Consider the following 24,075-nt stretch of genomic DNA (forward strand, 5'->3'; position numbering starts at 1 on the left):
GTAATGGCGGTAGCGATGACGCTGGTGTCCCTGTTCGCCAATTCAGTACAGACCATCCAGGACAGGCAAAAGGTGGCGCAAATGACCGACAAGATGAAGACCGTGTGCGTAGGGCGCTTTCTTATCGACCTTCCTGTCGACGCGCAGGTGAATATCAAGCGTGGCTTCGTTGGCGGTTTCGATCTGTCGAGCAGTATTGACGAGACTGATGCCGAATTCTCTGCCCGCCTCAGCGAGACTGAAACGAAATTTGCACAAGGCCGTACCCGGGACGGGCGGCCGAATCTCGAGTCGGCGAAGGTCCTCGCCATCGGCGCTGCACGCGGAAAGACACTGGTCCACAACCGCAGGAAAACCAAAGTGCCGGACGGGGATCGCATGACCTTCAGCGAAGACGTCAGCGTCCGCAGCCTGCTTCGTTTTCCGGGACTGAGCATTACTGCCGATGTCGACTGGATCGCGCCTGAGCAGGTTGACGACATCGAGCGCATCTTGTCGCGTATCAGCCCGCTTGCCGCTGGCGAGGTGCCCCGGGAAAAAGGATTCTGCATCGGCCATGCAATGCTGCGTGATCCCTATGAGCACCTGGGAACGGAACATGTCGTTCTGTTCGCCGGCTTGCCCGGTCACCCGGATGTCAACATCGTTCTCTCGTCGATGGCCGGCACCATACCAGGACCGGGGCTGCTCGAGCGGCACGCGAGTGCGGCGGAGCGCGAACCGTTCTACATGAAGCTGGCCTTCACGACACTGCGGGAACGGCAACGCAGCATCAACGGCCTGCAGGGGGAAGAGTTGGCCTTGAGGGTGCGGGAGCCGAATCTTACTACTGGCTATTCCTTTCAGTGGGAAATGCCGGGGAAGCACGATGACGTGTACGCGCCACTGCTCACGCTCGAACTCGACGCGGGGACAAACCCGCAAAGTGGCGGCAAACCGGTTCAGTCCAGTCTTTCCGAAGAAGCGCTGATCGAACTCTGGGAGCGCATCGCCAACAGCGTTCGTCTCCGGCCTACCGCGGACGCTCCGGTTGTGGAACGGGAGGTCATCGCCGCTGCCCTGGGAACGAACGCGCTGGCGGGCGAAGTATGTCCCCATTCCGGTTGGTGGCAATGCGGGGACGGTGGCGATGGCGTCGGCGTCTTCGGCGGCCAACGGCAGTTCCTCAAGGCGGGCCAGCGTATGCCTCAAGCCTTGCTCATGCCGCCTCAAACTCTGTGGCAACGCCTGCGAGGCGTGCAGCCAAGCTACGAAAGCCGGAACCCGACCATCTGGAAGCTGGTCGACAAACGCAGCAGTGCGCGCCTGCCCCAGCCCCCCATGCTCGCCAATGCGGTGTCGCTGACGGAAAGTTCGAGCGTTCCAGCCGGCACAGTCCCTTATGGATTGTCGGAAGCGCCGCTTGGCAGCGTTGCGAAGACGGGTACCGCATGTCCCGCCAGCGGCTGGTGGCGATGCGAGGACAGTCATGCACTTGACGGCACTCGCTGGTTCGCCGCAGGCAGCTTGCTTCCGGCAGCAACGTTCCGGACCCCGATGTCGGGTCGCGGGAGCACGCACCCGGAATACATACACCGGCGCAGTGCTTGGCAACTGGTGCGGCATGCACCGGCCGGCGAACAGCCGGGCGGCCATGCCGCGGAGCCTCCGGGATATGGTTCCTCGAGCGCTTAGATGGGCTCATGAACCAGGACCGTATTGGACAGCGCGCAGGTTCGGGCACATTGCGCACCGGGCCTGCACACGAGGCTGGACCAGTGCTGGCTGCTATGCTTGATGCGTGATTTGCAGTCGCGCAGACCGCGGGCGTAGCGTGAAAAAAACACATGATGAAGGTACGCAAAATCTTGCTTTGAGGGAATTAGCCGGCTGTGCGATGATGCCGTTTTGGCTTTAATAAATACAGTGGCGACGAGATATGACTGGACAATGGTGGCCCAGATGACCGATCGGATGAAGACACTATGCGTCGGGCGATTCCTGATCGACCTTCCTGCCGACGCCGCCGTTACCCTGCACGGGGGCCTGGTCGCCGGCTTCGAGCTTGCGTGCATGCCGGAATCCGATGAGCAATTCGCGCTTCGCCTGGCCAGGATGGAGGCGCAGGTCGCCGCTGCCCAGGACGAGCAGGGCCGTCCCAGCCTGGAATGGGAAAAGGCCTTGTCGCTCGACTCGGCGCAAGGGAAAGTGCTGGTCTATAACCGCCAGCGTGGCAAGGCCTTCGTCGATGGCCGGCTCACCGAAGCCGAGGATGTCAGCGTGCGCGGCATGCTGCGCTTGCCCCATGTAAGCATTGCGGCGGAGGCGCACATGCAGGCGCCCGAACGCGGCGACGAACTGCTGCGTTTGTTCGGGCGCTTGCGCCCGCTCGACGAGGACGAAGTGCCCCGGGAATCCGGATGTTGCCTCGGCCGTGCCATCGTCCTGGACCCGTACGGCAACGCCACGACGGAAAGCGTGGCGATGGTTGCCGGCTTGCCGGCGCATCCCGACGTGCGCATCGTGCTGTCCTCCGTGGCGGGAATGCCATCCAGGCCTGGCCTGCTGGAACGCCACGCGCGCGCGGCCCAACGCGAGCCGCTTGCCGTGCGCCACGCATTCACGACCTTGCGCGAGCGCCGGCGCGCCGTGAACGGCTTGCCGGGAGAAGAGCTGGCCATGCGCGTGCAGGAGCCGAACGGGACGACCGGTTTTTCGTTCCACTGGCAAGCCGCGGGCACGCTGGACGACACCTGTGCGCCCTTGCTCACGCTGGCGCTGGAGGCCGGGGTCGGACCGGACGACGACGCCGATCCGGTGGAATCGAGCCTGTCCGAAAGCGGGATGACCGCGCTCTGGGAAGGTATCGTCGGAAGCATTCGCCTGCGCCCCGCGGACGTGACGGGAGCCGCCCTGGCAGCCGGCGCAGCCTGATGCCCGGGCCGGTCCGTGGACCATCTACCCGATACGCGATGGCCGCACATGTTCGAGTTGCGCCAGGCCGTGCTTGCGTTTCTTGCCGGCGTCTGCTGGCTCCAGACGCGCGGCGAACTGCCGGCATGGACCTGGCTGGGGCTGGCGGCCGCTGCGCCGCTTGGCCTGGTCCTGGGGGCCTACCTGCCGCAACTGCGCACGCTGCGCCATCCGTGCCATCGCCTGGCGCTGCTGTTCGCAGGCGCGGTCCTCGGCGCCGCCTGGGCGACGTTCGTGGCCCAGCTGTCGCTCGCGGACGCGCTGCCGCGCGAGCACGAAGGACGTGACCTTACCGTCGTCGGCACCGTCGCCAGCCTGCCGCATGCATTCGATGGCGGCGCGCGTTTTCACTTCCGTGTCGAGCGGGTGCTCACGCCTGGGGCATCGGTGCCGCCGCGCATCGCCCTGTCGTGGTATGGCCCGCCGGCGGCGCCGGGCGCCGACTCGCCGGTGGAACCGGGCGAGCGCTGGCAGCTCGTGGTACGCCTGCAGCGCCCGCACGGCAACGCCAACCCGTACGGGTTCGATTATGAAGCCTGGCTGCTGGAGCAGGGCGTGCGCGCCACCGGCTACGTGCGGCCCGCCGGCGCGCGCAACCAGCGCCTGGATGCGTTCGTGCCGCGCCCCGGGAATATCGTCGAGCGCGCCCGCGCTGCCTTGCGCCGCCACATCCTGCACGAGCTCGAGGGCAAGCCCTACGCCGGCGTGATCGTGGCACTGGTGATCGGCGACCAGCGCGGCATCGCGCAGTCCGACTGGGACGTGTTCAACCGCACCGGCATCGGCCACCTCGTGTCGATCTCCGGGCTGCACGTCACCATGGTCGCCAGCCTGGGTGCGTGGGCCATCTCGTGGCTGTGGCGGCGTTCGTTCTTCGTCGCCGGCGCGGCGCTGCCGCTGCACCTGCCGGCGCAGAAGGCGGCGGCGCTCGCGGGCGCGGGCGTCGCGCTGCTGTACGTGCTGCTGGCCGGCTTCGGCGTGCCCGCCCAGCGCACCTTCTACATGCTGGCCGCGGTGGCGCTCGGCCTGTGGTGCGGGCGGGTGGTGACGCTGTCGCACCTACTGTGCCTGGCCCTGATCGTCGTCGTCGTGCTCGATCCGTGGGCGGTGCTGGGGGCGGGCTTCTGGCTGTCGTTCGGCGCGGTGGCCGTGATCCTGTATGCGAACCTCGGCCGCGTCCAGGCGGGCCAGGGGTGGCGGCTCAACCTGGCGCTGGCGGCGCGCACCCAGTATGCCGTAACGATCGGCCTGGTGCCGCTGACGATGTTCCTGTTCGCCCAGGTCTCGCTGGTCAGTCCGCTCGCCAATGCGGTTGCGATCCCCGTCATCAGCCTGTTCGTCACGCCGCTGGCCCTGGTGGGCGCGCTGCTGCCGGCGCCGCTGGCGGGATGGGTGCTGGGGCTGGCGCACGTCGCCATCGACCTGCTGGCCGGCGCCCTGGCGTGGCTGGCGGCGGGACCGCTGGCGATCTGGCAGGCGCCGGCGCCGCAGGCCTGGGTCTTCGCACTGGCGCTGGCGGGTACCGCCTGGATGCTGGCACCGCGCGGCTGGCCGCACCGCTGGACCGGGCTCGCGGCCTGGGCGCCGATGCTGGCCCAGCTGCCGACCAATCCGGTGCACGGCGCCTTCACGGTGACCGCCTTCGACGTGGGGCAGGGGATGGCGCTGCTGGTCGAGACCCACCGCCACCGCCTGCTGTACGATGCCGGGCCGCAGTTCGGGCCGGGCGCGGATGCGGCGGGCAGGATCCTCCTGCCCTACTTGCGCGGCCGGGGCATCGGGAAGCTGGACACCCTGGTGGTTTCCCACAGCGACACCGACCATGCGGGCGGCGCCCGAACCCTGTTGGGCGGCGTCGGCGTCGCCGCGGTGCAGTCGTCGCTGGCGCCCGGCCATCCTGTGGTGCGCGCGGCCGCGCGGCACACCCGCTGCGCTGCGGGCCAGGCCTGGACCTGGGACGGCGTGCGCTTCGACATGCTCGGCCCGGCCGTGGAAAGCTATGCGGATCCGGGTCTGAAGGCGAATGCGCGCAGCTGCGTCCTGCGCGTAAGCGCGGCTGGCGGGGCGATCCTGCTGGCGGCCGACATCGAGGCGGCGCAGGAAAGCCAGCTCCTGCAGCGCGCGCCGCAGCAGTTGCGCGCGGACGTGCTGCTCGCGCCGCACCACGGCAGCGGGACGTCCTCGACCGCCGCCTTCCTGGCCGCCGTCGGGCCACGGGTCGGCATCTTCCAGGTGGGACACCGCAACCGCTACCGCCATCCGAAGGCGGAGGTGTACGAGCGCTACGGCGGGCTCGGCATCCGGCGCATCCGTACCGACGTCTCGGGCGCGGTCACGCTGCAGTTCGCGCAAGGTTCCGGCCACGATCTCGGCATCGGCGAATACCGCAGCCAGCGCCGCCGTTACTGGCACGACCGATGAGCGTCAAGCCTGTCAATGCTGCAGCGGCAGGCTGATCGTCACCCGCAGGCCGCCGTCCTCGCGGTTGGCCGCCTCGATCGCGCCGCCGTGCGCCAGCACGACCCGCTGCGCGATCGCCAGGCCCAGGCCGTGTCCGTCGACGCCGGCCTTGCACGGGGTGGCGCGGAAGAAGGGCTGGAACACGCAGGCCAGGTCCTGCGCCGCGATGCCGGGGCCGCGGTCCAGCACCTGGACCTGGGCCTGCCCGGCGTGGCGGCCCAGCGCGACCATGACGGTGCCGCCCTCGCCGCCGTGGCGGATCGCGTTGCGCACCACGTTCTCGAGGGCGCTCCACAGCAGGTCCGGGTCGCCCTGCACCACGATGGCGCCGGGCGCCTCCACGTCCAGGCGCGGCGCATCCGGCCCGGCCTCGAAGCGGGCGTCCGCCACGATCTCGTCCACCATTTCGGTCAGGTCGATCTGTTCGCGGCGGGCGATGCCCGGCGAGGCTTCCAGCCGCGACAGCGTCAGCAGGCCGCCGACCAGCTTGTCCATGCGCATGCTCTCGCGTTCGATGCGGTCGAGCGAAGAGGCTATTTTTTCCGGCTGCTGGTGCGCCAGGCCGACGGCGGCCTGCAGCCGCGCCAGCGGCGAGCGCAGCTCATGCGACACGTCGTGCAGCAGGCGGCGCTGGCCGTCCATCAGGGCGCGCAGCTGTGCGCTCATGCGGTCGAAGTCGCGCCCCAGGCCGCGCAGCTCGTCGCCGCCGCCGTCGCCAAAGCGCGGCGCCAGGTCGCCCGCCGCGGCGGCTTCGAAGGCGCTGCGCAGCGCCCGGATCGGGCGCGAGAAGTACCAGGCCAGCAGGGCGGCAAAGAGCAGGCTGGCCAGGGTGGCGGCGGCGATGGCCGCGGCCGGCTCGACACGGCGGCCACGGCCGGGCCCCGGACCGGGCGGCGCTTCTGCCCGGGCGCTCAAGCCGGGCAGGGCGCCCGGTGCGCCTCGCAGCCCGCGCGCGCTGCGCTGGACGAAGGCCACGTAGTGGGCGCCGTCCGGACCCGCGAGCCGGCGGATGCCGCGCTGCGGCGCGTCGCCGGCGAGCTGGCGCTCGACCTGCGCCAGCAGGTCGGAGGGGACGGCACGCCCCAGCAGCTCGCGCCGGCCGGCGTCGAGCACGAACACCTGCGGCCGCTGCATCTCGCCGAGCATGGCGCGCAGCGCCGGCATGCCGCCGTGTTTCAGCACGGCCGCCGTGGCGTCGAGGGCGATGAAGGCCGGTGCGCCGGTATCGAGTTCGGCCGCCTTGCTGCGCGCCTGGTCGCGCAGCCAGAAGGCGCCGCCGATGCCGATGGTGGCGGCGACCTGGGCCAGCAGGATGCACAGGAAGAACTTCCAGAACAGGCGGCCCATGCTAGTCCCGGATCAGCTGGTAGCCCTGCCGGTAGATCGTCTGCAGGCAGGAGCGGCCGTCCGCGAGCAGGCCGAGCTTGTGGCGCAGGCTGCTCAGGTGCACGTCGATGTTGCGGTCGAAGCGGGCGAGGGCGCGCCCCAGGCCCTGCTCCGACAGTTCGTTCTTGCTGACCGGGCGGCCGGCGTTGCGCGCCAGGACTTCGAGCAGGTTGAATTCGGTACTGGTCAGCTCGACCGGCCGGCCGTCCCAGGTCGCGCGGCGCTGTTCCGGATACATGGCGAGCTTGCCCACCGTGATGACGGTGGGGCCGGCCTCCAGCGGGGCTTGGGTGCGGCGCAGGATCGCGCGCACGCGCGCCGTCAGTTCGCGCGGGGTGCAGGGCTTGGCGACGTAGTCGTCGGCGCCCAGTTCGAGGCCGAGGATGCGGTCGGCGTCGTCGCCGCGCGCCGTCAGCATCAGGACCGGGATGCGGCTGCCGGCGCGGATCAGGCGCAGGGCCTCGATCCCGCTCGTGCCCGGCATCATGACGTCGAGGATGGCGATCGCATGTTCGCCGCTCAGGGCGGCGCGGGCGCCGTCCCGGCCGTTATGGACGCAGGTGACGCGAAAGCCTTCCCGTTCGAGGTATTCGGAAAACATGGCGACGAGCTCGACGTCGTCGTCAATCAAGAGGACATGGTTCATGCAGGCAGGATAGCAAACCGGCGCCGGAATAGTTGTTATAAAGGAAGAATATTTACCCGAATTTACGCCTGCGGCGGGCGAGGCGCCGCGCCGCCAGGGCGCACCGGCGCTGCCCCGGTGTAGGCGTTTCCCTCTAAACAAGGGCCGCGTTACAGTGTCCCGGCGGGGTCTTTCATTACAATGGTCCGCTGTTGTCAATGAAGCCAGTTCGCCCATGAGCAAACCCCTGCTGCATTTCTCCCACGGGAACAGTTATCCCGCCGGCACCTATAGCCGCCTGTTCCAGGCCCTCGGCACCCATTACGAGGTGCGCGCGCACGACATGTACGGGCACGATCCGCGCTTTCCGGTGGGGGACGGCTGGCACGGCCTGGTGGACGAGCTGATCCACCACCTCGAGCATTACGACCGGCCGCCGATCCTGGTCGGCCACTCGCTCGGCGGCATGCTGAGCATGATGGCCGCCAAGGAGCGGCCCGAACTGGCGCGCTGCGTGGTGATGCTCGATTCGCCGGTGGTGGCGGGCTGGCGCGCCTTTGCGTGGAAGCTGGCCAAGATGCGCGGCTGGGCCTCGCGCTTTTCGCCGGCCAGGTTCTCCGAGCGGCGACGCAACGTCTGGCCGGACCGCGCCGCGGCTTACCAGCATTTCATCTCGAAGCCGATGTTCCAGGCCTGGGCGCCCGGCGCGCTCGACGATTACCTCGACCACGGCTTGAAGCCGCATCCGGACGGCGTGCAGCTGCGCTTCGACCGCGATGTCGAAACCCGGATCTACAATACCTTGCCGCACCACATGGGCAGCATCCTGCGCGAGCCGTATCCGCTGCCGATCGGCTTCATTGCCGGGACGACCTCCGAAGAGCTGCGCCAGGCCGGACTCGACGCCACCCGCAAGCTGGTGGGCGGGAACCTGGTCATGATCGAAGGCGGGCACCTGTATCCGCTCGAGAAGCCCGAGACCACCGCCCACCTGACGCACCAGATGGTCCAGCGCCTCTTGCCGGAGACCGTCCGGGCGGTGCCGGAGGCCGCCATTTAGCGTAAAATCGCGGGATTGATTTTTTGGAATGGCGATAATGGCTATCAAGAGCGACAAATGGATCCGCCGCATGGCGGAAGAGACCGGGATGATCGAACCCTTCGAGCCGCGCCAGGTGCGCGAGTCGGACGGCCGCCGGGTCATTTCGTGGGGCACCTCGTCATACGGCTACGATATCCGCTGCGCCGACGAGTTCAAGGTGTTCACGAACATCAACAGCACCATCGTCGACCCGAAGAACTTCGACTCGAATTCCTTCGTGGACGTGAAAAGCGACGTCTGCATCATCCCGCCGAACTCGTTCGCGCTGGCCCGCACCATCGAATACTTCCGCATCCCGCGCAACGTGCTGACCGTTTGCCTGGGCAAGTCGACCTACGCGCGCTGCGGCATCATCGTCAACGTCACCCCGTTCGAACCGGAGTGGGAAGGCTACGTGACGCTGGAGTTCTCGAACACCACGCCGCTGCCGGCCAAGATCTACGCCGGCGAGGGCTGCGCCCAGGTGCTTTTCTTCGAATCCGACGAAGTCTGCGAGACGTCCTACAAGGATCGCGGCGGCAAGTACCAGGGCCAGCACGGCGTCACCTTGCCGAAGACCTGATTCATTTTTTCATGATAGCCTGTCGAAAATGAATCATATCGATGGGCTTTTCGACCATGTCTGATTGCTGCAGTGGCGGCTGCTCGCCAGCGAAGCCGCCGGTCGATCCCCGCTACCGGCGCATCCTCTGGATCGCGTTGTGGGTCAACGCGCTGATGTTTTTCGTGGAGATCGTCGGCGGCTGGGCCGCGGGTTCGGTCTCGCTGCTGGCCGACGCGGTCGACTTCCTCGGCGACGCGGCCAATTACGGCATTTCCCTGTTCGTGCTGGCCCTGGCGCCCGTGTGGCGTTCGCGCACCGCCCTGGTAAAAGGCGCGACCATGGGCGGCTACGGCATCTTCGTGCTCGGCACGGCCCTGTGGCACCTGCGCAGCGGCACGGTGCCGCAAGCGCACACCATGGGCCTCATCGGTTTCCTCGCACTGGCGGCCAACTGCCTGGTCGCCGTCCTGTTGTTCTCCTACCGTAACGGCGATGCCAACATGCGCTCGGTGTGGCTGTGCACCCGCAACGATGCGATCGGCAACGTGGCGGTGATGCTGGCGGCGTTCGGGGTGTTCCAGACGGGCAGTGGGCTGCCGGACCTGCTGGTGGCGACCGTGATGGGCTTGCTGGGTTTGTCGGCGGCGCATAGCGTGATCACGCATGCGCGGCGGGAGTTGCGGGAGGCGGAGGCGGCGCTTGCCGCGCCGGTGGAGTTGAAGCGCCGGTAGGGAGATGCTCCCGCTTCGGTCGGCTTGACAGGGTAGTGGCTGCGTAGGGAAATTGGGTTCCCGCCTTTGCGGGAACCCAAGTCTTACCTGGCTTTGCTTACCCGTCCTGCTTCACGCAGTCCACGAAGTAACCACGCTTGCCATCCACCTCGCGCTTGACCAGTCCGTGCACGTCCGTCTCGAAGCCCGGGAAGCGCTCGTTGAAGTCGCGTGCGAAGCGCAGGTAATCCACGATGGTCTTGTTGAAGCGCTCGCCCGGGATCAGGAGCGGGATGCCCGGCGGGTACGGCGTCAGCAGGATCGCGGTGATGCGGCCTTCCAGCTCGTCGATCGCCACGCGCTCGATCTGGCGGTGCGCCATCTTGGCAAACGCGTCCGACGGCTTCATCGCCGGCACCATGTCCGACAGGTACATCTCGGTGGTCAGGCGCGCCACGTCATATTGCTTATAGAAGCAATGGATGTCGGTGCACAGGTCGCGCAGGCCGCGGTTCTCGTAGCGCGGGTTGGCGTTGGCGAACTGCGGCATCACCTGCCACACCTGCTTGTTGCGGTCGTAGTCGTCCTTGAACTGCTGCAGCGCCGTCACCAGCGTGTTCCAGCGGCCCTTGGTGATGCCGATCGTGAACATGATGAAGAACGAGTACAGGCCGCACTTCTCGATGATCACGCCGTGCTCGGCCAGGTACTTGGTCACGATCGAGGCCGGGATACCGGTCTCGCCGAACTTGCCGTCCAGCGACAGGCCCGGGGTCACGATGGTCGACTTGATCGGGTCGAGCATGTTGAAGCCTTCGGCCAGGTTGCCGAAGCCGTGCCAGTCGTCCTCGGCGCGGATCATCCAGTCCTTCTGCACGCCGATGCCTTCCTCGCCCTCGACGTCCGGGCCCCAGACCTTGAACCACCAGTCGTCGCCGAACTCGGCGTCGACCTTCTTCATCGCGCGGCGGAAGTCCAGCGCTTCCAGGATCGATTCTTCCACCAGGGCGGTGCCGCCCGGCGCTTCCATCATCGCGGCCGCGACGTCGCACGAGGCGATGATCGAGTACTGGGGCGAAGTCGAGGTGTGCATCAGGTAGGCCTCGTTGAAGGCGTCCTGGTCCAGCTTGACCGTTTCCGACTCGCGTACCAGCACCTGCGAGGCCTGCGACAGGCCGGCCAGCAGCTTGTGCGTCGACTGGGTCGAGAAGATCATCGACTGCTTGGCGCGCGGACGGTCCTGGCCGATCGCGTGCATGTTCTTGTAGAAGTCGTGGAAGGCGGCGTGCGGCAACCAGGCTTCGTCGAAGTGCAGGGTGTCGATCTTCCCGTCCAGCATTTCGCGCAGGGTCTCGACGTTGTACACCACGCCGTCGTAGGTCGACTGGGTGATGGTCAGGATGCGCGGCTTCTTGTTCACGGCTTCGCGCGCGAACGGATTGGCCTCGATCTTGCGGGCGATCGACTCGGGGGTGAACTCTTCCAGCGGAATCGGACCGATGATGCCGAGGTGGTTACGGGTCGGCATCAGGAACACGGGAATCGCTCCGCACATGATGATCGAGTGCAGGATCGACTTGTGGCAGTTACGGTCCACCACCACGATGTCGCCCGGCGCAACGGTGCTGTGCCAGACCATCTTGTTCGAGGTCGAGGTGCCGTTGGTCACAAAATAGCAGTGGTCGGCGTTGTAGATGCGGGCGGCGTTGCGCTCGGACTTGGCCACCGGGCCGGTGTGGTCCAGCAGCTGGCCGAGTTCCTCGACCGCGTTGCAGACGTCGGCGCGCAGCATGTTCTCGCCGAAGAACTGGTGGAACATCTGGCCGATCGGGCTCTTCAGGAAGGCGACGCCGCCCGAGTGCCCCGGGCAGTGCCACGAGTAGGAGCCGTCATAGGCGTAGTTGACCAGCGCGCGGAAGAACGGCGGCGCCAGGCTGTCCAGGTAGGCCTTGGCCTCGCGGATGATGTGGCGTGCCACGAATTCCGGCGTGTCCTCGAACATGTGGATGAAGCCGTGCAGCTCCTTCAGGATGTCGTTCGGGATGTGGCGGCTGGTGCGGGTCTCGCCGTAGATGTAGATCGGGATGTTGGAGTTCTTGTGACGGATCTCCTTCACGAACGCGCGCAGGCCGGTCAGGGCGAAATCCGTCTCTTCCTGCGAGCCGCCGCCGAATTCCTCGTCGTCGATGGAAAGGACAAAAGCGGATGCGCGCGACTGCTGCTGGGCGAACTGGGACAGGTCGCCATAGCTGGTCAGGCCGAGCACCTCCATGCCTTCCTGCTCCATCGCGGCCGCAAGTGCGCGGATGCCGAGACCGGAGGTGTTCTCGGAACGGAAGTCCTCGTCAATGATGACGATGGGGAAACGAAATTTCATGGACAGCTCCAAAGCGAAGCGCCGTGGAAGCGGCAAACCCGGAAGGGTCCGTCCGCCGGCCACGGCACTGGAAAAAAGAGGAAACGGATTTTCGCAGAAATCGCGCGCGCCGGTGCAATTTTTTTTGCAAGTACACCAGCTAGACTAACCAGTGAACGCAATTGCTGGCGCACTCTAGCTGCCCAGGCGCCGGCCCAGCCGCCGGAAGCACTCGGTCAGGACTGCGGCGCCAAGCGCGGCCAGCACCGGAACGGCCGAAAACGGCATCGGATCGGCCCGCAACGCCGCAACGGCCGCCAGCGTGATGCCGAAGGCGGCGACCGCGCTGGTCAGCACCAGCAGCCAGGTGCGGCGCGACAGCAGGGTGATCGCCGCCAGCGAGATCGCGATCTGCTGGGCCACGGACGCCGCCGACCACTGGCGATGGCGGTGCAGCTCCTGGTCGGACAGCCGGTTCCACTCGGCGGACGAGGCCTCGAAGCCTTCGGCTTCCTTGCGGATCGTTTCCTTTTCCAGCCCGTAGCGCCGGATCTCGTCCTGGTAGTGCGCCCGGCTGGGGCCCGGCAGGTGGACGGCCACCTCGGCCAGGTGCTGGCGGTTGGTCTTGGCCTGGTAATGGGCCCAGGCATTGGCGGCGCTGGTCTTGTCGATCGCCGCGTTGCTCTTGTACAGGGCCGCGTTGTTGTGCGAAGCGCTGCCGATGAAGGCGAACATCGTGCCGAGCGTGGCCAGGATGGCGATCAGCACCGCCACCTTGCCGGCAAAGCCGTCGCCGCCGCGCGAGCCCGGGGTGCGCGCCGCCGCGTGCTTCACGCGCCGGTTTCCTTGCGGGTATAGGTGACGAAGGCGTAGCCGTAACCGTGCGCTTCCGAATGATGGGTCTCGCGCGCGGCTTCCTCCCACACGGCCCGGTCGATCGGCGGGAAGAAGGTGTCGCAGCGGAAGACATGGTCGATCTCGGTGACGATCATCCGGTCGGCCACGGCCATCGCCTCCGCGAAGACCTGGGCGCCACCGATGATGCTGGCCGGCTCTCCGCCCAGCAGGTCGATGGCGGCCTGCAGCGAACCGGCGACCTCGACGCCCTCGTGCGACCAGTCCGGATTGCGGGTGATGACGATGTTGCGGCGCTTCGGCAGGGGACGCCCGATCGAATCGAAGGTCTTGCGGCCCATGACGATGGGCTTGCCCAGCGTGACGCGCTTGAAGTGGGCCAGGTCTTCCGGCAGGTGCCAGGGCAGCTGGTTGTCGATCCCGATGCCGCGCTGGGCGTCGATGGCGACGACGAGGGTCAGGTGCGGCTTCACACGACCACCCGCGTCTGCCGTGCTTGAGTGGTGTGCATGCGCATCGTCGTTACCGTCCTTGAGTAGTTGCAGCGAAGTGATTCCAATTTCCAAATGTTGTCTCTTTGCAAGCAAACTGTCAAGCCAAACTGCATGCTCAGACCGCCACAGGCGCCTTGATGGCCGGTTCCGGATCGTAACCGACCACCTCGAAGTCCTCGAAGCGGTACTCGAACAGCGAGTCCGGCTTGCGTTTGATCACCAGTTGCGGCAGGGCCTTCGGGGTGCGCGACAGCTGCAGGTCGACCTGCTCCAGGTGGTTGCTGTACAGGTGGCAGTCGCCCCCGGTCCAGATGAATTCCCCCACGTCGAGGCCGGCCTGCTGGGCCATCATGTGGGTCAGGATGGCGTAGGAGGCGATGTTGAAGGGCACGCCCAGGAAGATGTCGGCGCTGCGCTGGTAGAGCTGGCAGGAAAGCTTGCCGTCGGCGACATAGAACTGGAACAGCGCATGGCAGGGCGGCAGCTTCATCTTCGGCACGTCGGCCACGTTCCAGCTTGATACGATCATGCGGCGCGAATCCGGCGTGTTGCGGATCTGGTCCAGTACCTGGGAGATCTGGTCGATGTGGCCGCCATTGGGCGTGGGCCAGCTGCGCCACTGGTAGCCGTAGATCGGGCCGAGTTCGCCGTTCTCGTCGGCCCATTCGTCCCAGATGCTGACGCCGTTTTCCTTCAGGTAGGCGATGTTGGTCGAGCCCTGCAGGAACCAGATCAGTTCGTGGATGATGGACTTCAGGTGAACTTTCTTCGTGGTCAGCAGGGGGAAACCCTGCTGCAGGTCGAAGCGCATCTGGTGGCCGAAGACCGACAGCGTACCGGTGCCGGTGCGGTCGGTCTTGACGGCGCCATGTTCTTTCACATGGCGCATGAATTCGAGGTATTGGCGCATGGGTTGAGCTTATTGAAACAGCCCGTCATTGTAACTGAGAGCGCCCGGGCGGGCGCAAGCTGCCGCCGGTTCCGGGAAAAGCGGCGGGCGCAGCGGGCACCGAGCCAATCAGGGCGGGTAGGACCACGTGGACCACCGTCGTTTGCAAACGTGGCCAGCTTCGGCCCCCGGTGTTCGTACCATCGGCTGCGGCTACCGAGCGAGTGCGGCAGCGAACAAGGCCAACGCCTCGCGCACTTCGTCGTCCGGCGCATCCAGCAGGTTATCCCCCACGTACAGCTCGAAAGAGCTGGTGCCGGGCAGGGCGGCGCTGGCGATGCGGTTGAACATCCAGATGCCGTGTTCTTCCGCCAGCTCGCGCCGGATCGCCAGCGCACGCTCGGGCGGCACGGGAATGTGCAGGTGGAGCATGTTGGCCTGGGGCGCGGCCGGGTTCACGCGGATGACCGGATGGGAGGCCAGCGCTTCGTACAGGAATTGCGTACGCTCGAAGTACGCGGGCATCGCCGCCAGGCGTCCGTCGAACTGCATCGTCGCCGCGACCACGTAGGGGGACCGGTGGATGACATTGCCCCCTTCGCGCCGGAACCACTCGGCCGCACGGTCCACCAACTCGCGCGTCCCCGCCAGCATGGCGCCACCCAGGCCGCCGATGCCCTTGTACAGCGAGACGTAGACGGAGTCGAAACCGGCCGCGACCTCGTGCAGCGGCTTGCCGTAGCCGGCCGCCGCCTCCCACAGCCGCGCGCCATCCATGTGCAGGTGCGCGCCGCGCTCCCGTACATGCCCCTTGATCGCCTGCAGTTCCTCCCACGGCGACAGCTGGCCGCCGATCTCGCGCAGCGGCAGCTCCATGCCGACCGCGCCCAGGCGGTCCGGGATCGCGGCCAGGTCGGACACGGTCCACGGGCGGTAGCGGTCGCCCGCCTGCAGGGCATTGAAGTGTCCCAGCAACTGGTAGTTCGAGCGTTCGTGCACGAAGATGTGCGAGGTCGGGTGCAGGGCGACCAGGTCGCGGCCGCGGTCCATGCTGGCCAGGCGCAGGGCCGTCACCTGGGCCATGGTGCCGCTGATGCAGAACACGGCCGCCTCCATGCCGAGCAGGCGCGCGACCTTGGCTTCGAATGCCTGGAGCAGGGCGCCCGTGCCGTAGACGTCGTGCTCGACGCCGTTGGCTTCGCACCATGCCGCCATGGCGGCGAACAGTTCGGCGGGAGGGCGGGCGCGGTGGCCGGGGAAGATGGTATGGCAGCGGCGTTGCAGTTCGGCGTCGTTCAAGGCAGGCTCCGTCAGAAGCCTGCCACTCTATCACCGAACCGGACGCGGCGAAAAGCGGTGCTCAGTGCCGCGCCAGGGCCAGGCGCTGCCGTGGTAGCGGTGCCGTGACGGCAGCGGCGCTTTCGTCCGCCTGTTCGCCGGTGCGGAACAGGCGCACCGCCCGCGCCAGCTCGGCAGCCTGGTCCTGCAGCGCCTGGGCCGCGGCGCTGGCCTGCTCGACCAGTGCTGCATTTTGCTGGGTTGTTTCGTCCATCGCATTGACGGCGCGGTTGACGTGCTCGATGCCGCTGCTCTGTTCCTGGCTGGCCGCGGTGATCTCGGCCATGATGTCGGTGACGCGCCCCACGCTCGCCAGCACGTCGTGCATGGTGCTGCCGGCTTCGGCCACCAGCCGGCTGCCTGCGTCGACTTCGCCGTTCGATGCCTCGATCAGCGTCTTGATTTCCTTGGCCGCGGCGGCCGAGCGATGCGCCAGGTTGCGCACTTCGCTGGCGACCACGGCGAAGCCGCGGCCCTGCTCGCCGGCGCGGGCCGCCTCCACCGCGGCGTTCAGCGCCAGGATGTTGGTCTGGAAGGCGATGCTGTCGATCACGCCGGTGATGTCCGATATCTTGCGCGAGGACTGGGTGATCGCCTCCATGCGCTCGATGACCTGGCTGACGGTGTCGCCGCCGCGCTGCGCCACGTTGGAGGCGCTCAGCGCCAGCTGGTTGGCCTGGCGCGCGTTGTCGGCGTTCTGGCGCACCGTGGCGGTCAGCTGGTCCATCGAGGACGCGGTGCTGGCCAGGCTGGCGGCCTGCTCTTCGGTGCGCTGGCACAGGTCGAGGTTGCCGGCCGAGATCTCCTGCGACGCGCTGGCGATCTGCTCGGCCCCTTGGCGTACCTTGCCGACCACGCTCGACAGGCTGGCGCCGATCGTGTTGATGGCCTCGTTCAGCAAGCCCATTTCGTCGCGCCGTACGCCGGCGACGCGCGCCCCCAGGTCGCCCTCGGCGATGCGCCTGGCGACGTCGCGCACGTCGGCCAGCGGGCGGGACACGCCTGCGCGCAGGATCGCGTGCAGCAGCGCGGCCAGCACCGCCAGCGCCAGCAGGCCGAAGCCGATGAAGCGGTTGCGCAGTTCGGCCGCGGCGGCCGTGATCTCGTCCAGGTAGGTGCCGCCGCCGATGACCCAGTTCCAGTCCTTGATATGGGTGTAGACCACGAACTTCCCGCGCGGCTCGGGTTCGCCGGGGTTCTGCCAGTCGTAGTGGATGGTGCCGCTCTTCTTCTCGATGATCTCCTTGATGAAGAAGTGGCCGTTGGCATCCTTGCTGTCGAGGATGTTGCTGCCTTCCTTGGCCGGGTGGACAACGAGCGTGCCGGCCCGTCCTGGCGCCGCATCCAGCACGTAGAAGTAACCGGTATCGCCGACTTTCATGGCGCGGATGCGCTCTTTGAGCAGCTTCAGGTCGTCGCTGATGTCGACGCCGACGACCAGCGCGCCCACGATGTTGTCCGCTGCGTCGCGCATCGGCTGGTAGTGGGTGATGAACTGCCGGCCCGCCAGGGCGGTCAGCCCGGCATGCACGCGGCCTGCGCGCAGCGCGGCGTAGGCCGGGTCCTGGCGGTCGAGTACCGCGCCGACGGCGCGCGCGCCGCTTTCCGTCTTCATGGAGGTGGACACGTTCACGAAGTCGCCGCCGGCGAGGACCAGGATGGCGGCGCTGGCGCCGGTGTGCGCGGCAAAGCTGTCGGGCACGCTGGCATCGAGGTTCAGTACCTTGCCGTCCAGTTTGAGGGCGGGGAAGGCCTTGCCGCCGATGTCGACCGGGGCGGCCGCGTCGAGTTCGAAGCTGCCGGGCAGTGCCGTCCGGAAGATGTCGCCAAGGCTGCGCGCGTGGCCGCTGGCGCTGCGGTTGAACATCTCGACCGTGTTGGCAACGCTGTGCAGTTCGTTGGCGACGCTACGCGCGGCACGCTCTTCGAGCATCGACGAAATGGTGACCGTGATGGCGGCCAGCAGCGCGGCGATGGTGAGGCCCATGAGCGCAAAGGTGATGGCGCTGATCCGGGTGCCGACATTCCAGCTGGCCGGACGGAAAAGTTGGTTCTTCATGAAAGTATGGGAGCGGGACGGGCCGCCATCATACTGTCCATATTTTCGAACTGACAATAACTATTTCCTCAAAATCATCAGATATATTGCGTCCTCGCAACATATCTGATGATTTTGGGAACGGCGCGCAACGCTGGATTCTTGTGCACCGACCGTACGGCCAGGGTCAGCGGCCTCAGGATGGCTGGCTGTCGAGGGGCGCGTGCGCCTGGAACTGCAGTGCCGCCAGGTTCGCGTACACGCCACCCTGCGCCACCAGCGAGGCATGGGTACCCGCTTCGACCACCCGGCCTTCGTCCAGTACGATGATGCGGTCGGCGCGCTGCACGGTGGCGAGGCGGTGCGCGATGATGATGGTGGTGCGGCCGACCATGGCCGCTTCCAGTGCGCGCTGCACCAGGCGCTCGGATTCCGCGTCGAGGGCGCTGGTGGCTTCGTCGAGCAGCAGCAGCGGCGGGTTCTTGAGCAGCGCGCGCGCAATGGCGATGCGCTGGCGCTGGCCGCCCGACAGGCGCACGCCGCGCTCGCCCAGGAAGGACCCGTAGCCCTGCGGCAGGCGTTCGATGAATTCGTGGGCCGCCGCCATCCTGGCCGCGGCGACCACTTCCTCGTCGCTGGCGTCCGGCCTGCCGTAGCGGATGTTCTCCAGGGCGCTGCTCGAGAAGATCACGGTGTCCTGGGGCACGATGCCGATCGCGCCGCGCAGCGTGTGCAGCGCCAGGTCGCGGATGTCGACGCCGTCGAGGCGGATGCTGCCGGCCTGCGGGTCGTAGAAACGCAGCAGCAGCTGGAACAGCGTGGTCTTGCCGGCGCCCGACGGGCCGACCAGGGCGACGGTTTCGCCGGCGCGGATGTCGAGCTTGAGGTGCGCCAGGGCGGCCGTATCGAGCCGCGACGGGTAGCTGAAGCTGACATCGTCGAGCGTCACGCGGGCGCCGTTGGCCGAAGCGGAGAAAACGCGCGGCGGCAGCGGCTGGGGGTGCGCCGGGTCCTGGATGTCGGAGCGGGCGCCCAGCAGTTCCAGCAGGCGCTCGGTGGCGCCGGCGGCGCGCTGGGCTTCGCCCATCACTTCCGACAAGGCGCCGATCGAGCCGGCCACGATCGCGGCGTACAGGATGAACTGCCCGAGGTCGCCCCCGGTCATGGTGCCCTGCAGGACGGCGTGGGCGCCGAGCCAGAGCACGAACACGATGGCGCCGAACACCAGCACGATGGCCAGCATGGTGAGCGTGGCGCGGGCCCGGATGCGCCGGATCGCGGTCTGGAATGCGCCTTCCACCGACTCGCGGAAGCGCGCCGATTCGATGGCTTCATGCGTGAACGCCTGCACGGTCGGCATCGCGTTGAGGATTTCGCCGGCCAGCGCCGACGCGTCGGCGATGCGGTCCTGCGAATCGCGCGAGAGCTTGCGCACGCGGCGGCCGAACAGCACGATCGGCAGCACCACCAGCACCAGCAGGCCCAGGATGATGGCGGTGAGCCTGGGACTGGTGATGAACAGCATGACCAGGCCGCCGACGAACAGCAGGGTGTTGCGCAGCGCCAGCGAGATGCTGGTGCCCACCACGGTCTGGATCAGGGTGGTGTCGGTGGTCAGGCGCGACAGCACTTCGCCGGTGCGCGTGGTCTCGAAGAATTCCGGGCTCTGGTGCACCACGTGGCGGTACACGGCGGCGCGTACGTCCGCGGTCACGCGCTCGCCCAGCCACGACACCATGAAAAAGCGCGCGGCGGTGGCCAGGGCCAGCACCGCGGCGACGCCGAACAGCGCGAGGAAGGTGGCGTTGACGTGTTCGACGCTCTGGGTCGCGGCACCGGCGGCAGCGGCGGATGCCGCCGCGGCGGATGCGGCGCCGAAGCCGTGGTCGATCATCTGCTTGAATGCGGCGGGAATGGCAAGCGTGGCGCCGGCCGCGAACAGCAGCGCGATGCCGGCCAGCAGGAACTGACGACGGTAGGGGCGCAGGAAGGGAAGCAGGCCCTTCAGTGCGGCCAGGCTGCCCTTGCGGGAGGAATCGGAATCCGGGGTGCTGGTGGAGCGGGAGGTCATCGTCTGTTGGTGTTCTTTTCTCGGTTACAGCTCAGTTACAGCTCAGTTACAGCTCAGTTACAGCTCAGTTGCAGCTCAGTTGCAGCTCGGGCACGGCGTTACTGCGGCAGCATGCTCGTTACAACTTCATCGGGCGCACGTAGCCCGTCATTTCCAGGTAGCCGCGTCCCATGCGCTTGCCGTCGCGGCTCACCGTCACCGCGCCTTCCCAGTACACGGCCCCGGTCGTGCGGCGCGAATCGAGTTCCTGGTCCTGTTGAAGGGGAGCGAGTTGCCAGCGCAGCGGGCCGGTCGTGACGAGCTGGGCGACCGGATACTCGGCGCCGGTACGGGGCGACTTCCAGCGCGCCGTCGGTGCAAAATTTACCTGGTCCGGCGCATAGCGGGTCACCTTGCCCGCAGCATCGCGCACGGTGGCGTGCGCCCATAGTTTACCACCTTGCTTGTTGCGGATCTGGAAAGCCATCAGCGCACCGCCGTCGTCGAGGTTTACGCCGATCCAGTCCCAGCCGCTGGCCTCGGGCTGCAGGGCTTCGCTCGACCATTCGTGGTCGAGCCAGGCAGTACCCGTCACCGCGACAGGCTGGCTGCCGGCCCGGCCGACGCTGCCGCTGACCTTCAGCTGCGGCTCGCTGTAGTAGTGGCTCGCGTGCTGCGGGCTGGCGCCCTTGCGCGAATAGCCGCCTTCGCCCTGCACCAGCACCGGCTGGGTCGGCTGCAGGCGCAGTTCCAGCGTCAGCTCGTTGGAGCGGACCGTCACGCGGTAGGTGCCGGAAGCGTCGCGCACCATGCGCCAGTCGTCGAGCTTGAGGTCGGTGTTGCCGGTGCGCGCCCAGGCCAGGCCGAAGCCTTCGCGCGCGCTGCGCTGGTCATGCACCAGGCGGCCCACTTCCGGGTCGGACAGGGCGGCATGGCCGATCACCAGCTGGCGCGGCGCAAACGTGCTCGGGTTCTTCGGATCGTGTTCGGTACGGCTGCGGAAGAAGGTGACCTGGAAGCCGAGCGGCTTGCGCTCGGGGGTCTCGACCCAGCCGGTGACGTACCACCATTCGGTACGGAATTCCGGATGGGCCCCGAAGTCGCGCGGGAACGACAGGGTGGTGCCGGGTGTGACCGGCGCGAACGTCACCGCGCCGCCCGCATTGCTTCCACCTTGCGCATGGCACCACTGGAACATCATCAACAACAAGCCGAACAGGGCTGCCCGCATTAGCACGTCTCCTTCACGCATCCTCCTTCACCAATCTTCTCTCACGGCACGTACCGGGCCGCCCGACAGGGCATGGCGCCCGGACACCAGCGCCGTCAGGACCGAGGCCCCGATCAGCACCGCCGCCACGCCACCCAGCAGGTTCCACGGCAGGTGCAACTGCATGGTCCAGTGAAACGACTGGGGATTCACAACATAAACCAGGATCAGGCTGATGACCAGTCCCAGCGCGAAACCGCAGGCCACGCCGAGCAGGGTGAGGAAGCCCCCTTCGAAGGCCAGGATCTGCAGCACCTGGGCGCGCGTGACCCCGACGTGGCGCAGCATGCCGAATTCCTTGGCGCGCGCCAGGGTCTGCGCCGAGAAGCTGGCGGCGACGCCGGACAGGCCAATGGCGATGGCGATCGCTTCCAGGATGTAGGTGACGGCGAAGCTGCGGTCGAAGATCCGCAGGCTCATGCTGCGGATGTCGGCCGTCGACATGGTCTGCAGGGCGCTGCCGAAGGGCAGCGCGCGCACGCTTTGCTCGAGCTGTTCGGCGCTGCTGCCGCGCGCCGCGTACAGGGCGGCGTCGGTGACTTCCGCCTCTCCGGTCAGGGCGCGGTAGTCCGCCAGGCGGATCACGACCGAGCCGGCCTGGTTGGCGTAGTCGCGCCAGACGCCCGCGACGAAGAACCGGGCCTGGCCGCCGCCCAGCGGCAGCGTGATCGGCTGGCCGACGCGCGCGCCGTACAGGTCGAGCAGCGCCTCGGACACCCAGGCCGGCCGGCTGCCCGCCGGGACCGGCGCCTGCTCGCCGACCAGGTACAGCAGCCGGCCCGGGTCGCGCGCGTCGATGTCGCGGGCGATCACGACCACGTTCGGCCGGTCGGGGGACAGGGACACCGGGCGCGTGCGCAGGAACTGCGCCTGGGCGACGCCGGGCGTCGCCGCCAGCGCGGCTTGCTGCTCGGGCGTCAGGAAGCCGGTGTTGCCGCCGGCGGCCGTGCGCACGTACAGGTCGGCCGGCAGGATGTGTCCCATCCAGTCGTCCACCGACACGCGGAAGCTCGATACCATGATCCCCATCGCCACCATCAGGCTGAAGCTGGCGAGCACGCCGCCGAGCGCGATCGACGCCTGGCCGGGCGCATTGGCCAGCCGCGACAGCGCCAGCGGCAGGATCGGCGACAGCCCGGGCCACTTGGTCCGCAGGCGCAGCGCCAGGGCTTCCATGCGGCGGAAGGTGGCGGCGGCCAGGCGCGGCATCAGGCCGATGCCGCCGATGAGCAGCAGGGCGATCGACAGGTAGCCGAACAGCGGCAGTTCGAACACGGGCGGGGCGAACGCCAGGCCGGCTGCCAGCACGATGCACAGCAGCGAGGGCCAGATCCGCGACAGGCGCGACAGCGCCGCCTCGTCGGCGCCGGACTTGATCGCCACCGCCGGCCGCGCGCGGGCGGCCTCCAGCGCGGGCGCCAGGCAGCCGAGCAGGGCCACGCCGAGGCCGAGCGCGAAGAACACGGCGGCCGCGACCGGCGTGAACTGCACCTGGGGCCGGATGCCGGGGAAATAGCCGGCACCGAGGTCGCCGCCGAAGAAATGCAGGGCCAGGGCCGCCAGGGCGTATCCGGCCGCGATGCCGAGCGCGCCGCCGGCGACCCCCAGGCTGGCCCCTTCCAGCAAGACCTGGCGCAGCAGCTGGCCGCGCTCCAGGCCGAGCACGCGCAGCAGCGCGAACTGGCTGCGCCGCCGCATCACCGACAGCGCCTGGGTCGAGAACACCAGGAAGGCGCCGGTGAACAGGGCCACCAGCGCCAGCACGGTCAGGTTGACCCGGTAGGCCCGGCTCAGGTTGGCGTTGCGTTCCTCCTGGTCGCCGTCGTCCGGCTGGCGCACCGTGAAGCGGCCCGGGTAGGCGCGCTCCAGTTCGGCCGCCAGGCGGCGCTGGAAGGCCGCCCTATCCACGCCGTCGCGCAGCTTCAGGTCCACGCGCGAGAGGCGGCCCAGCTTCTGGAAGCGCCACTGGGCCGCGCCGATGTCCATGACGGCGATGCGCTGCCCGCTGCGGGCGCGCTGCACCGGGCCGGCCACCCGCAGCCCGACCTCCGTGGTGCCCGCGCGCAGCACCAGCGTGTCGCCGCGGCGCTTGCCGAGCCAGCTCTCGGCCGCGGGCGACAGGAAGATGGTGTCGTCGGCCAGCACGTCGGTCATGCGGCCTTCGCCGGGCACGCCGGTCAGGTCGGGCGAGATGAATCCGGCGCGGAACGGATCGATGCCGATGATGCGCAGCGACCCGCCCCCGCTCGGCATGCCGACGACGCCGGCCGACAGTTCGATCACGGGCGAGGCCACGACGACCTCGGGATGCGAGGCCAGGCGCGGATAGATGGCTTCGTCGAACAGCGGCTCGCGCCCGGCCACCTGGACGTCCGCCTGGCCCGACAGGCTCTTGACGGCGGCGGAAAACTCGTTGAAGGCCGCGGCATTGATCAGGTGGATGGCGAAGCCCATCGCGACGCCGACCGCAATCGCCGCCACCGCCAGCAGCGCGCGCACGGGATGGGCCCGCCATTCGCCGAACAGCAGCCAGCGCGCGAGCGTGCCCGGGAGCGGGTACGAATGGGTACTCAGGCGGGGCATTCCATCGCCAGCACCTCGGCCTGGCGCCTCGCCTTGATGCGCGCGCGCTCGGCCTCGTCCCGGCCGGCGCGCGCGATGTCCTCGTCGGCCCATCTGCGCTGCAGGCGCAGCTTGTCGCAGCGGCGGCGCTCGAGCAGCGCCGCCTTGTGCGCGCGCGCCGCGGCCCGTGCTTCCTGTTCCTCGCGCGCGGCGCGCTCGCCCTCGATCTGCTTGAGCAATGCCTGCTCGCGGGCAAGCCGCGCCGCCGCCGCGGCCGGGTCGGCGGGCGCCGCATCCACCGCCAGCACCCTGGATGCGCTGCCGCAGGGGCGGTCGCTGTAGACGGTCTTGCCGGCCTCGGTGCATTTGTAGATCGTGCCCGCCGTCGCGGCCTGGCACAGGAGGCAGGCGAGGGCAAAGGTGAGATGTTTCAGCATGTCGGTT

At 68.0% G+C, this 24,075-nt stretch carries 18 protein-coding genes; 6 read left to right on the top strand and 12 right to left on the bottom strand.

Annotated elements, in window-relative coordinates; translation table 11 throughout:
- Positions 1–15: 15 nt before the first annotated feature.
- From ACFFJK_RS07765 to ACFFJK_RS07775, 3 genes are all read left to right on the top strand, one after another.
- Entirely contained in the window at positions 16–1,674 is a 1,659-nt protein-coding gene (locus ACFFJK_RS07765) for a T6SS immunity protein Tli4 family protein (RefSeq protein ID WP_379678613.1), read from the top strand.
- Between the two features lie 267 nt (positions 1,675–1,941).
- Entirely contained in the window at positions 1,942–2,913 is a 972-nt protein-coding gene (locus ACFFJK_RS07770; RefSeq protein WP_379678614.1) for a T6SS immunity protein Tli4 family protein, read from the top strand.
- A gap of 57 nt (positions 2,914–2,970) precedes the next feature.
- Positions 2,971–5,373, top strand: a complete 2,403-nt coding sequence (locus ACFFJK_RS07775; protein ID WP_379678994.1) for a DNA internalization-related competence protein ComEC/Rec2 — start codon at positions 2,971–2,973, stop codon at positions 5,371–5,373.
- Positions 5,374–5,385: 12 nt separating this feature from the next.
- Here the strand turns inward: ACFFJK_RS07775 and ACFFJK_RS07780 are convergent, their stop codons facing one another.
- On the bottom strand, positions 5,386–6,759 hold the full coding sequence (locus ACFFJK_RS07780; protein ID WP_379678615.1) for a sensor histidine kinase: 1,374 nt from the start codon (positions 6,757–6,759) through the stop codon (positions 5,386–5,388).
- Position 6,760: 1 nt separating this feature from the next.
- Positions 6,761–7,444, bottom strand: a complete 684-nt coding sequence (locus ACFFJK_RS07785) for a response regulator transcription factor (RefSeq protein ID WP_379678616.1) — start codon at positions 7,442–7,444, stop codon at positions 6,761–6,763.
- Positions 7,445–7,658: 214 nt separating this feature from the next.
- Here ACFFJK_RS07785 and ACFFJK_RS07790 point away from each other — a divergent pair, with 214 nt between their 5' ends.
- From ACFFJK_RS07790 to ACFFJK_RS07800, 3 genes are read left to right on the top strand one after another with little or no spacing between them, the layout of a single operon-like run.
- Positions 7,659–8,483, top strand: coding sequence for an alpha/beta fold hydrolase (locus tag ACFFJK_RS07790; protein ID WP_379678617.1), 825 nt, complete (start codon positions 7,659–7,661; stop codon positions 8,481–8,483).
- A 37-nt stretch (positions 8,484–8,520) separates the two neighbouring features.
- The gene (dcd, locus tag ACFFJK_RS07795; RefSeq protein ID WP_036247129.1) at positions 8,521–9,087 is read left to right on the top strand and encodes a dCTP deaminase; all 567 of its coding nucleotides are present in this window, start codon (positions 8,521–8,523) and stop codon (positions 9,085–9,087) included.
- A gap of 41 nt (positions 9,088–9,128) precedes the next feature.
- On the top strand, positions 9,129–9,800 hold the full coding sequence (locus ACFFJK_RS07800) for a cation efflux transmembrane domain-containing protein (RefSeq protein WP_379678618.1): 672 nt from the start codon (positions 9,129–9,131) through the stop codon (positions 9,798–9,800).
- Between the two features lie 97 nt (positions 9,801–9,897).
- On the opposite strand, the gene ACFFJK_RS07805 is transcribed toward ACFFJK_RS07800, so the two are convergent.
- The 10 genes from ACFFJK_RS07805 to ACFFJK_RS07850 all read right to left on the bottom strand — a co-directional run bounded on the left by ACFFJK_RS07805 (position 9,898) and on the right by ACFFJK_RS07850 (position 24,068).
- A complete protein-coding gene (locus ACFFJK_RS07805) occupies positions 9,898–12,156 on the bottom strand; it encodes an Orn/Lys/Arg family decarboxylase (protein WP_379678619.1) in 2,259 nt (752 codons plus the stop codon).
- 174 nt (positions 12,157–12,330) lie between these two features.
- On the bottom strand, positions 12,331–12,969 hold the full coding sequence (locus tag ACFFJK_RS07810) for a DUF4337 domain-containing protein (protein WP_379678620.1): 639 nt from the start codon (positions 12,967–12,969) through the stop codon (positions 12,331–12,333).
- The gene (locus ACFFJK_RS07815; protein ID WP_379678995.1) at positions 12,966–13,463 is read right to left on the bottom strand and encodes a dihydrofolate reductase; all 498 of its coding nucleotides are present in this window, start codon (positions 13,461–13,463) and stop codon (positions 12,966–12,968) included. The genes ACFFJK_RS07810 and ACFFJK_RS07815 overlap by 4 nt, the downstream gene beginning before the upstream one ends.
- 136 nt (positions 13,464–13,599) lie before the next feature.
- Positions 13,600–14,394 carry a thymidylate synthase gene (gene thyA, locus ACFFJK_RS07820; protein ID WP_379678621.1) on the bottom strand — a complete coding sequence of 265 codons (795 nt, stop codon included), beginning with the start codon at positions 14,392–14,394 and terminating at the stop codon, positions 13,600–13,602.
- Positions 14,395–14,586: 192 nt separating this feature from the next.
- Positions 14,587–15,672: a threonine aldolase family protein gene (locus tag ACFFJK_RS07825; RefSeq protein ID WP_379678622.1), complete on the bottom strand. Its 1,086-nt coding sequence runs from the start codon at positions 15,670–15,672 to the stop codon at positions 14,587–14,589.
- Positions 15,673–15,733: 61 nt separating this feature from the next.
- Complete coding sequence (locus tag ACFFJK_RS07830; RefSeq protein WP_379678623.1) at positions 15,734–17,770, bottom strand: methyl-accepting chemotaxis protein; 2,037 nt, start codon at positions 17,768–17,770, stop codon at positions 15,734–15,736.
- A gap of 175 nt (positions 17,771–17,945) precedes the next feature.
- Positions 17,946–19,820, bottom strand: coding sequence for an ABC transporter transmembrane domain-containing protein (locus ACFFJK_RS07835; protein ID WP_379678624.1), 1,875 nt, complete (start codon positions 19,818–19,820; stop codon positions 17,946–17,948).
- A gap of 118 nt (positions 19,821–19,938) precedes the next feature.
- Positions 19,939–21,030 (bottom strand): lipocalin-like domain-containing protein, encoded by a 1,092-nt coding sequence (locus ACFFJK_RS07840; RefSeq protein WP_379678625.1) that lies wholly within the window; start codon positions 21,028–21,030, stop codon positions 19,939–19,941.
- Positions 21,031–21,057: 27 nt separating this feature from the next.
- The gene (locus tag ACFFJK_RS07845; RefSeq protein ID WP_379678626.1) at positions 21,058–23,652 is read right to left on the bottom strand and encodes an FtsX-like permease family protein; all 2,595 of its coding nucleotides are present in this window, start codon (positions 23,650–23,652) and stop codon (positions 21,058–21,060) included.
- Positions 23,640–24,068 carry a DUF4124 domain-containing protein gene (locus tag ACFFJK_RS07850; protein WP_379678627.1) on the bottom strand — a complete coding sequence of 143 codons (429 nt, stop codon included), beginning with the start codon at positions 24,066–24,068 and terminating at the stop codon, positions 23,640–23,642. Before ACFFJK_RS07850 ends, ACFFJK_RS07845 begins: the two co-directional genes overlap by 13 nt.
- Positions 24,069–24,075 lie beyond the last annotated feature (7 nt).

Source organism: Massilia consociata, from assembly GCF_042432755.1.
GTDB lineage: Bacteria > Pseudomonadota > Gammaproteobacteria > Burkholderiales > Burkholderiaceae_D > Telluria > Telluria consociata.